This window comes from Glycocaulis sp., from assembly GCF_052168375.1.
GTDB lineage: Bacteria > Pseudomonadota > Alphaproteobacteria > Caulobacterales > Maricaulaceae > Glycocaulis.
The window spans coordinates 1-9820 of record NZ_JBQLZR010000327.1 but is presented as its reverse complement, the minus strand read 5'-3'; the positions used below and the strand labels follow the sequence as shown (position 1 = coordinate 9820).

At 62.6% G+C, this 9820-nt stretch carries 10 protein-coding genes and 2 pseudogenes; all 12 read right to left on the bottom strand.

Annotated features, from left to right (window positions below):
• Positions 1-1529: NADH-quinone oxidoreductase subunit L (gene nuoL, locus ACTS2Z_RS13665; RefSeq protein WP_442573757.1), on the bottom strand; the 1529-nt coding region annotated here is incomplete at its 3' end.
• Between the two features lie 10 nt (positions 1530-1539).
• On the bottom strand, positions 1540-1851 hold the full coding sequence (nuoK, locus tag ACTS2Z_RS13660; protein WP_442573756.1) for an NADH-quinone oxidoreductase subunit NuoK: 312 nt from the start codon (positions 1849-1851) through the stop codon (positions 1540-1542).
• A complete protein-coding gene (locus tag ACTS2Z_RS13655; protein WP_442573755.1) occupies positions 1851-2459 on the bottom strand; it encodes an NADH-quinone oxidoreductase subunit J in 609 nt (202 codons plus the stop codon). The genes nuoK and ACTS2Z_RS13655 overlap by 1 nt, the downstream gene beginning before the upstream one ends.
• 104 nt (positions 2460-2563) lie before the next feature.
• Positions 2564-3052 (bottom strand): NADH-quinone oxidoreductase subunit NuoI, encoded by a 489-nt coding sequence (nuoI, locus tag ACTS2Z_RS13650; protein WP_442573754.1) that lies wholly within the window; start codon positions 3050-3052, stop codon positions 2564-2566.
• 9 nt (positions 3053-3061) lie between these two features.
• Positions 3062-4114 carry an NADH-quinone oxidoreductase subunit NuoH gene (gene nuoH / locus ACTS2Z_RS13645; RefSeq protein ID WP_442573753.1) on the bottom strand — a complete coding sequence of 351 codons (1053 nt, stop codon included), beginning with the start codon at positions 4112-4114 and terminating at the stop codon, positions 3062-3064.
• 6 nt (positions 4115-4120) lie between these two features.
• On the bottom strand, positions 4121-6232 hold the full coding sequence (gene nuoG, locus ACTS2Z_RS13640; protein WP_442573752.1) for an NADH-quinone oxidoreductase subunit NuoG: 2112 nt from the start codon (positions 6230-6232) through the stop codon (positions 4121-4123).
• 28 nt (positions 6233-6260) lie between these two features.
• Complete coding sequence (locus tag ACTS2Z_RS13635) at positions 6261-6557, bottom strand: YciI-like protein (protein ID WP_442573751.1); 297 nt, start codon at positions 6555-6557, stop codon at positions 6261-6263.
• A 7-nt stretch (positions 6558-6564) separates the two neighbouring features.
• Positions 6565-7866 carry an NADH-quinone oxidoreductase subunit NuoF gene (gene nuoF / locus ACTS2Z_RS13630; protein ID WP_442573750.1) on the bottom strand — a complete coding sequence of 434 codons (1302 nt, stop codon included), beginning with the start codon at positions 7864-7866 and terminating at the stop codon, positions 6565-6567.
• A 275-nt stretch (positions 7867-8141) separates the two neighbouring features.
• Positions 8142-8852: pseudogene (gene nuoE / locus ACTS2Z_RS13625) on the bottom strand (NADH-quinone oxidoreductase subunit NuoE); the annotation flags it as partial.
• Between the two features lie 5 nt (positions 8853-8857).
• The gene (locus ACTS2Z_RS13620; RefSeq protein ID WP_442573749.1) at positions 8858-9232 is read right to left on the bottom strand and encodes a nuclear transport factor 2 family protein; all 375 of its coding nucleotides are present in this window, start codon (positions 9230-9232) and stop codon (positions 8858-8860) included.
• Positions 9232-9684, bottom strand: coding sequence for a hypothetical protein (locus ACTS2Z_RS13615; protein WP_442573748.1), 453 nt, complete (start codon positions 9682-9684; stop codon positions 9232-9234). The genes ACTS2Z_RS13620 and ACTS2Z_RS13615 overlap by 1 nt, the downstream gene beginning before the upstream one ends.
• Positions 9684-9820 (bottom strand): annotated as a pseudogene (locus ACTS2Z_RS13610) (NADH-quinone oxidoreductase subunit D); the annotation flags it as partial. The gene ACTS2Z_RS13615 and the pseudogene ACTS2Z_RS13610, both read right to left, overlap by 1 nt.

Here is a 9820-nt window from a genome sequence, read left to right as displayed (position 1 = left end):
GGAGCCAGGCTGCCCGCCCAGAAGCCGAGTGCGCCGCTGCCCACGAAATCGCCGCGGAAGAGGCCGCCCGCAAATACGGCGCCAATGGCCAGCAGGAGAAGCGGCACGATCATGATCCACGGGCTTTCGTGCGCGTGATCAAGCGTATGCTTGTCGCCGCGATACTTGCCATGGAACGTCATGAAGATGAGGCGCCAGGAGTAGAACGATGTCAGGCCTGCCGCGATGATGGCGATGACGAAGGCGAAATAGCCGAATGTCACGCCGTCCGCGCCCGCCATGAAGGCTTCCTCGATGATCATGTCCTTCGAGAAGAAGCCCGCAAAACCGAACTGCACGAGCGGAATGCCCACTCCGGTAAGGGCCAGCGTGCCGACCAGCATCATGATCCACGTAACAGGCAGCAGCTTGTAGATACCGCCCATATTGCGCATGTCCTGCTCATGATGGAGGCCGTGAATGACGGACCCTGCACCGAGGAAGAGCAGCGCCTTGAAGAAGGCGTGCGTGAACAGGTGGAACATGGAGGCGGAGTAGAGGCCGAGGCCCGCCGCAAAGAACATGTAGCCCAGCTGCGAGCATGTCGAATACGCGATCACGCGCTTGATATCGTTCTGGGCAAGGCCAACGGTCGCGGCAAAGAGCGCCGTCGTCGCACCGATGAAGGTGATGATGGCCGAGGTGTTCGGCGCCAGCTCGTAGATCGGGTAGCACCGGCAGACCAGGAAGACGCCCGCCGTCACCATGGTCGCTGCGTGGATAAGCGCGGAAACCGGCGTCGGACCCTCCATGGCGTCGGGCAGCCAGACATGCAGGAAGAATTGCGCCGACTTGCCCATCGCGCCGATGAACAGAAGGAAAGCGATCAGCTCGAGCGCCATGAACTCCATGCCGAAGAGGGTCAGGGTCTGGACAGTGCCGTCCTGAACCTGTGCGAACACTTCATCGAAGGAGAGCGTGCCGAATACGGCGAAGACAGCCATGACACCGAGTGCGAGACCGAAATCGCCAACACGGTTGGTCACGAACGCCTTTATGGCCGCGTCATTGGCCGACTTCTTCTTGTACCAGAAACCGATCAACAGATAAGAGGCGAGACCGACGCCTTCCCAGCCGAAGAACATCTGCAGGAAATTGTCCGCCGTCACCAGAGACAGCATGGCAAAGGTGAACAGCGACAGATAGGCGAAGAAGCGCGAGCGGTGCGGGTCTTCAGCCATATAGCCCCAGGAATAGACGTGAACGAGCGCCGAAACGCTGGTCACGACGACCAGCATCACCGCCGACAGGGTGTCGAGGCGGATGTTCCAGCTGATGTCGAAATTGCCGACGGCCATCCACTGGGCCAGCTCGTAGGTGCGCGCATTGCCAAGCATGGCGACATCCACGAACAGCCAGGCCGACGCCAGCGCCGCCGCAATGGTGGCGCCTGTCGTGATGAGCTGGCTCGCCCGCGTGCCGATCTGCTTGTGGAACAGGCCGGCAATGATGGAAGCCAGAAGGGGTCCGAAAACGACGATAAATGCCATGATAGCCGCTCTAGCCCTTCATCAGATTGACGCCCTCAACCGCGATATCACCGCGGTTGCGGAAGAAGACGACGAGGATCGCGAGGCCAACGGCAGCCTCGGCCGCCGCGACAGTAAGGATGAACATCGCGAACACCTGCCCGGTCATGTCTCCGAGGTGGGAGGAGAACGCGACGAGGTTCACGTTCACCGACAGCAGGATGAGCTCGATCGACATCAGCAGGATGATGACATTCTTGCGGTTCACGAAAATGCCGAACACGCCGATCGTGAAAAGGATCGCAGCCAGCGTCAGATAGTGTCCAAGACCGATCTCTAACATTAGCCGATCCCCTCGCCTGATTTGACATCGACCAGCTCGACCGCCTCTTCGCGGCGGCGCTGGACCTGACGGGCAATGTTCTGCCGGCGCACACCCTCACGGTGGCGCAAGGTGAGCACGATCGCGCCGATCATGGCCACCAGCAGCACGAGACCGGCCAGCTGGAAGAAGAAGACATACCGGTCATAAAGGATGGACCCGAGCGCCTCGGCATTGCTCATGTCCGCAGGGACCGGCGATTGCAGCGCGGCTCCGGCCGTGTCCGACACGACCCAGGTCACGCCCGTGAGCGACAGGATGCCGACCAGCGCCAGTGCGACCACGCCGCCGAGCGGCAGATAGTTCAGGAAGCCCTCTTTCAGCGCGGCGAAGTCCACGTCGAGCATCATCACCACGAAGAGGAAGAGCACCGCGACCGCGCCGACATAGACAATGACCAGCAGCATGGCGAGGAACTCCGCGCCCAGCATGACGAACAGGCCGGCCGCAGCGAAGAAGGTCAGGATCAGGAACAGCACGGCGCGCACGGGGTTGCGCGCGGCCACCACCATGAAGGCGGAAATCACCGCCGTAGCTGCCAGAATGTAAAACGCCGCTGCCTGCAGCATGGTCCCCCCTTGGGCCGGAACGGGCCGTGGGCTGTCTGGTCGTAAACAGCACCGGAAAAAGGCTTTCCGGGCCGGGCTAATATGAGTCGGGCGCCCTTCTAGCCTTACCGGTAGCGGGCGTCGAGTTCGAGGTTGCGGGCAATCTCACGTTCCCAGCGATCCCCATTCTCGAGAAGTTTTTCCTTGTCGTAGTAAAGCTCTTCGCGCGTCTCGGTGGCGTATTCGAAATTCGGGCCCTCCACGATCGCATCGACCGGGCAGGCTTCCTGGCAGAAGCCGCAATAGATGCATTTGACCATGTCGATGTCGTAGCGCGTGGTGCGGCGCGAGCCGTCTTCGCGCGGTTCGGCCTCGATTGTGATGGCCTGCGCCGGGCACACCGCCTCGCACAGCTTGCAGGCAATGCAGCGCTCTTCGCCATTGGCATAGCGGCGCAGGGCGTGCTGGCCGCGGAAGCGCGGCGACAGGCGGCCCTTCTCGAACGGGTAGTTCACGGTCGGCTTGGGCGTCAGAAGCTGGCGCATGCCAAGGCCGAACGCGCCCCAGAAATCCATCAGGGCGGCTCCGCGCAGGGTTTGGGCGATACGGCTCATGAGGAGGTCCTAGCTTGCATTCGAGTAGACGACGACGGCGCCCATCACGGCGACGGCAACGAGCGAGGTCGGCAGGAAAATCTTCCAGCCCAGACGCATGAGCTGGTCGTAGCGGTAACGGGGCACCAGGGCCTTCACCATCGCGAACATGAAGAAGAGGAAGAGCACTTTCAGCGCGAACCAGAAGACGGGCGGCACCCAGGTGAAGGGCGCAAAGTCCAGCGGCGCATGCCAGCCACCGAGGAATAGCACGGTCATCAGCGAGCACATCAGGACGATGCTCAGATATTCGCCGATCATGAAGAGCAGGTAGGGCGTGGAGGAATATTCCACCTGATAGCCGGCAACCAGTTCCGATTCCGCTTCCGGCAGGTCGAAGGGCGGACGGTTCGTCTCCGCCAGCGCCGAAATGAAGAAGATCACGAACATCGGAATGGTGATGACGAAGACCGGCCACGGCAGAAGGTCAAACGACAGGACGTGCCAGTTCCAGAAGCCGCCGGACTGCGCCATGACGATTTCTGACAAATTCATCGTGCCGGCCATCAGCAGGACCGTGACAATCACGAAGCCGATGGAAACCTCGTAGGAGACCATCTGCGCCGCCGAGCGCAGCGCGCCGAGGAAGGGGTATTTCGAGTTGGACGCCCAGCCGCCAATAATGATGCCATAGACACCCAGCGACGAGATCGCGAACAGGAAGAGGATGCCGACATTGATGTCGGAAATCACCCAGCCCGGCGCAACCGGGATCACGGCCCATGCGATGAAGGCGAGCGTGAACGTGATCAGCGGCGCGAGGATGAAGAGCGGACGGTCCGCGCCGGCAGGAATGATGATTTCCTTCAGGACGAATTTCAGGAAGTCGGCAAACGACTGCAGGAGGCCGAATGCGCCCACCACGTTCGGCCCCTTGCGCATCTGCACGGCGGCCCAGACCTTGCGGTCCATCAGAAGCAGGAAAGCCAGCGAGAGCAGCAGCACGACCATGAAGGCGAGGATCTGGCCGACCGCCAGTGCCGTGCCCCAGACCGGACCGAATTCGGTGACGAAATCGTTCATGTCTGCCTACTCCGCCGCTTGCAGGGTTGCACGGGCAGCTTTCGCCGCAGCCGAGCACTCCGCCATTGTCTTGGACGCCCGCGCGATGACGTTCGTGAGATAGAAATCCGTCATGGCCGGCGCGAAGGGCGCATCGGACACATCGCCCGCTTCGCCAAGCGTTGCCGGATCGAACCCGGCGCTACCGTCAGCGCCCGGCGCGTGGTCGATCTGGCCGAAGCTCTCGACGGCCTCGATGAGTTTTGCCCGCAGCGCGTTGAGGCTGTCATAGGGCAGCGTCTTGTTCAGGCGGGCTGACAGAGCCCGGAAGATCGCCCACTCCTCTTTCGCTTCACCTTTCGGGAAGACGGCGCGTTCAGCAATCTGCGCGCGGCCTTCCGTATTCACGTAAAGCCCCGACTTTTCGGTGTAAGCGGCTGATGGTAAAATCAGATCGGCGCGCATGGCTCCGGCATCGCCATGATGGCCGACATAGATGACGAAGGCTTTGCCGAGCTTGCCTGTGTCGATCTCGTCAGCGCCCAAAAGCACAACCGTCTCGAGATCACCCGACTGCGCACCGTCCAGAATGGCGGAGGTGTCCCGTCCGCCCTCGCCCGGAAGGAAGCCCATGTCGAGCCCGGCCACGCGGCTGGCTGCCGTATGCAGAACCGAGAAGCCGTTCCAGCCTTCGCGGACAACCCCGGCCGATTTCGCGAGTTCGCCTGCAGCGCGCAGAACCTGCGCACCATCTTCGCGGGCGGTAGCCGCACTGCCGAGGATGATGATCGGGTTTTTCGCGTCCTTGAGCGTCTTGATGAAGCCGGAGCGCTTCTTGGCCAGTGCGCCGATAGCATCAGGGCCAGCGCCCAGATGCTCGTAGGGATAGGTCAGGTCCGCCGCTTCGCCGATCATCGCGACATCCAGCTTGCCATTGAGCCAGCGCTGGCGGATGCGGGCATTGAGAACCGGCGCATCCACGCGCGGATTGGTGCCGATGAGCAGGATGGCATCGGCCTTGTCGATGCCGGCAATCGTCGCGTTGAAGAGATAGCCTTCACGCGGACCACCACCGAGCTTTGAGCCGTCCTGACGGCAGTCGAGCGAGGTCACGCCGAGCGCGTCGAACAGGTCCTTGGCGGCTTTCAGGCCTTCGGCATCATTGAGGTCACCAGCGATGACGCCAATCTTCTCTGCCTTGCCGGAAAGCCTGTCTGCCGCGACGGTCAGCGCCTCATCCCAGCCAATGGCGGTGAGTTTGCCGTTCTTGCGCACGTAAGGCTTGTCGAGGCGCTGGCGCCCAAGCCCGTCCCACACGAAGCGGGTCTTGTCGGAAATCCATTCCTCGTTCACGCCTTCATGGATGCGCGGCATGATGCGGAGGACTGCGCCGGAACGGCTGTCGACACGAATGTTCGAGCCGATAGCGTCCATCACGTCAATGGTTTCGGTCTTTGTCAGCTCCCAGGGCCGCGCGTTGAACGCGTAAGGGCGCGAGGTCAGCGCGCCGACCGGGCACAGATCGATGACATTGCCGGAAAGCTCCGACGTCATGGACTGTTCCAGATAGGTCGTGATCTCCATGTCCTCGCCGCGCCCGATAGCACCGACTTCGGGAACACCGGCAATCTCGGTCGCAAAGCGCACACAGCGCGTGCACTGGATGCAGCGCGTCATCACCGTCTTGATGAGCGGACCCATGTATTTGTCTTCGACGGCGCGCTTGTTCTCGCCGTAGCGCGAACCGGCGCGGCCATACATCAGCGACTGGTCCTGTAGGTCGCACTCGCCGCCCTGGTCACAGATCGGGCAGTCAAGCGGGTGGTTGATGAGCAGGAACTCCATCACCCCTTCGCGCGCCTTCTTCACCAGCGGGGACAGCGTGCGCATGGCAGGCGGTTCGCCATTTGGCCCGCCGCGCATGTCGCGCACAAGGAAAGCGCAAGACGCCACCGGCTTGGGCGCGCCGACGAGCTCGACCAGGCACATGCGGCAGTTGCCGGCGACCGACAGGCGCTCGTGATAGCAGAAGCGCGGAATCTCGCGGCCCGCTGCCTCTGCTGCCTGCAACAGGTTATAATCCTGCGGGACGGTGATCTCTTCACCGTCAATGATGATGGTGCGCGTATTCTCGCTCATCCAACCTGCTCCACGGGCCTAATGGCCATCAAACCTTTGTAAGGGCGCCCTCGCCCACAACCGTTGTCCATTCGCGTACATTCCAGCTCGCGATCAGCCCGTTCTTCACGTACGGGTCCTCGTTCGCGAACCGTTCGGCAACGCTTTTGTCTTCACCCTTGAAGACCAGAACCGCGCCATCGGCCGGGTCGGCCAGCGCGCCGCCGAGCACCATCTCGCCGCGCGCCACGAACTCGCGCGCCAGCCCCAGATGGGCGCCGCGAAACTCGCCCCGGCGCTCCATGTAGTCCGGAGCCGTCTGGTAGAAGAGGATGAAGTGTTTCATCGCTTCCCTACTCCGCTGCCACCGGAACGAAGACCGGCTTGCCGGCGCGGTAATTATTGATGCGGTCCTCGATCTCATGACGGAAATGGCGGATCAGGCCCTGTACAGGCCAGGCAGCCGCGTCACCGAGCGCGCAGATCGTGTGGCCTTCCACCTGGCCGGCGACGTCCAGCAGATCGTCGATCTCGCTTGTTTCAGCCTCGCCGCGTGCCATCCGCTCCAGCACGCGCCACATCCAGCCCGTGCCTTCACGACAGGGCGTACACTGGCCGCAGCTCTCGTGCTTGTAGAAATAGCTGATGCGGGCAATGGCCTTCACCACGTCAGTGGAGTTGTCCATGACGATGACCGCCGCCGTACCGAGGCCGGATTTCACATCGCGCAGCGCGTCAAAGTCCATCAGGACATCATCACAGATGTCCTTCGGGATGAGCGGCACGGACGAACCGCCCGGAATGACGGCTTTGAGATTGTCCCAGCCGCCGCGCACGCCGCCAGCATAGGTCTCGACCAGCTTTTTCAGCGGGATCGACATAGCCTCTTCCACGTTGCACGGCGCGTTTACATGACCGGAAATGGAGAAGATCTTGGTGCCCGAATTGTTCGGACGGCCGAACTGCAGGAACCACTCCTTGCCGCGGCGAAGGATTGTCGGCGCCACAGCAATGGATTCCACGTTGTTCACCGTGGTCGGGCAGCCATAAAGACCCGCACCCGCCGGGAATGGCGGCTTCATGCGCGGCTGGCCCTTCTTGCCTTCCAGGCTTTCGAGAAGCGCAGTTTCCTCGCCGCAGATATAGGCGCCGGCGCCGTGGTGGACGTAGAGATCGAAATCCCAGCCGTTCACATTGTCCTTGCCGATGAGCTTGGCCTTGTAGGCCTCGGCAATGGCCGCCTCGAGGCGCTCGCGCTCGTGTACGTATTCGCCGCGAATGTAGATGTAGCAGGCGTGGGCCTGCATCGCGAAGCTGGCGATAAGGCAGCCTTCGATCAGGTGATGGGGATCATTGCGCATGATCTCCCGGTCCTTGCAGGTGCCCGGCTCGGACTCGTCCGCATTGACCACGAGATAGTGCGGGCGCGCGCCCACTTCCTTGGGCATGAAGGACCATTTCAGGCCCGTCGGGAAACCCGCCCCGCCGCGTCCGCGCAGGCCCGACCCCTTCATCTCGTCGATGATCCAGTCGCGCCCCTGCTGCAGGATTTCGGCCGTGCCGTTCCAGCAGCCGCGCTTCTTCGCCCCCTCAAGGCGCCAGTCATGGCGGCCATAGAGGTTGGTGAAAATCCGGTCTTTATCGTGAAGAAGCATTATTCAGTATCCTTCTTCGGAGCAGATTTCTTTGCCGCCGGCTTTTTCGCAGCAGCCGTTTTGGCGACGGGCTTTTTCGCCGCCGTCTTCGCGGCAGGCGCCTTCTTCGCTGCGGTTTTCTTTTCGGCTGCCTTGGCCGTTACCTTTTTCGGGCCGGACGTTCCGACCTTGGCGGCGTCGGCGGCTTTGGAGGTTTTTCGCGGAGCGCTTTTCACGGCGCCGCCGGCCTCATCGGCGTCAGGCGCCTTGCGGGCCGGGCGCGCCTTCTTCACCGGGGCCGGATCTTCCGCCTTCTCGGCAGCGGCGCGCGCTGCGGGCGTGTTCGGCAGGAAGGGCAAGGGCTTGGCCCGGCTTCCATCATAAAGCTCTGCCGCCGCCAGAACGGCCACATCGGCTTCGACCGGCTCAGAGCATACACGCCCCGAGACCGGACCCATCGTCACCGGCTTGCCGGCGGCGAGATCGTCCAGAAGTGTCTCCAGTGCAGCCGGGGTCAGGTCCTCGTAGTAAAAATCGCCATCCTTGTTGGCGATCTGGACCATGGGCGCGTTCGAGCAGGCGCCGAGGCATTCCACTTCTTCCCACGAGAACTTGCCGTCGGCACTGACATTGCCCCGGCCCTTCTTGCCGATGCGCTTCTCGCAGACCTCTTTGAGGCCATCCGCGCCGCGCAGCCAGCACGGCGTCGTGCCGCAGACCTGGATGAGGTGCTGGCCGACCGGCTCCAGATTGAACATGGTGTAGAAGGTCGCGACCTCGTAGACGCGGATATAGGGCATCTCGCAACGCGCCGCGATTTCGCGCAAGGCGGGCTCGGACACCCAGCCTTCCTGCTTCTGGGCCAGCCAGAGCAGCGGAATGACGGCAGAGGCCTTCCGGTCAGCCGGATACTTGTTCATCCAGAACGTGATCTTTGTCTCGCTTTCCTTTGAAAACGAGAAGCTTTCCGGTTGCACTTCGGCGGCGGCAAGACGGCGGACGCTCATCCCGGCTACCCTTCCCTGATAAAGTCGACGCGCGCGATCAGCCCGTCGCGCACGGTGTAAATCACAACAAGATCGATGGGCGCGGACTTGGCCTCGCCCTCGAGCCATACACGTTCATGGTCGATCACGCGGGCGCCGATCACGGCGCGATGCACGGCAATCGCGTGCAGGCCCTCGCTCTTGAACCGCTCGACATAGCGCACCCGGAAGGCCTCACGGCCCTTCAGGCTCAGAGCGCCCGGAAAGTCATAGACTTCCACATCGTCTGAAAAGCACGCCGCGAACGCATCGAGATCACGCGCGTTGTAGGCCGCCAGCTGGGCTTCGGCCAGCATGGCAGGCCCGGTGGCGCTGTTGGCGATGGCGTGAGCGGCGAGCATCAGTGCATTCCCCCCGCGCCTGCGCCGGCGAGTTCATCTTTCAGGACGGCCAGCCGCCCCTCGCCTTGCGCGGCGCACCAGTCATGGCCCGCCTCTACAGCAATGCGCACCGACTCTGGCGAACCGTCATGGGCGAAGTCTTCGCGGCCCAGCGGCGCGGAAATGGCGTTGAACATCCCGCCATCACGCTCGCGCAGGGTGTGCTCGTACAGTTCCGCGTCTACCGCAAAGCCGTGACCCTCGCCCAGCGCCATTACCGTGCAAGTGCGGCACAGGGCTTCGCCTGCTTCCGCGCCTTCACGGCAATCCATCGCAAAGTTCGCCACATAGGTCTGGCGCGCCGTCGGCGGAAAGTCGTGAAGCACATCGTCGTGAATCCCGTCAGCCAGCATCCCCAATGGGTTGCAGGCGGTCAGGACCAGAACGGCCGGTATGGCGGCAACGGGATGCATTACCGGTCCACCTCACCGAACACGATGTCGAGCGAGCCCAGAATGGCCGAAACGTCAGCCAGCATATGCCCCTTGTTGAGGTGGTCCATGGCCGCAAGGTGGGCAAAGCCCGGCGCGCGGATTTTCACGCGGTAAG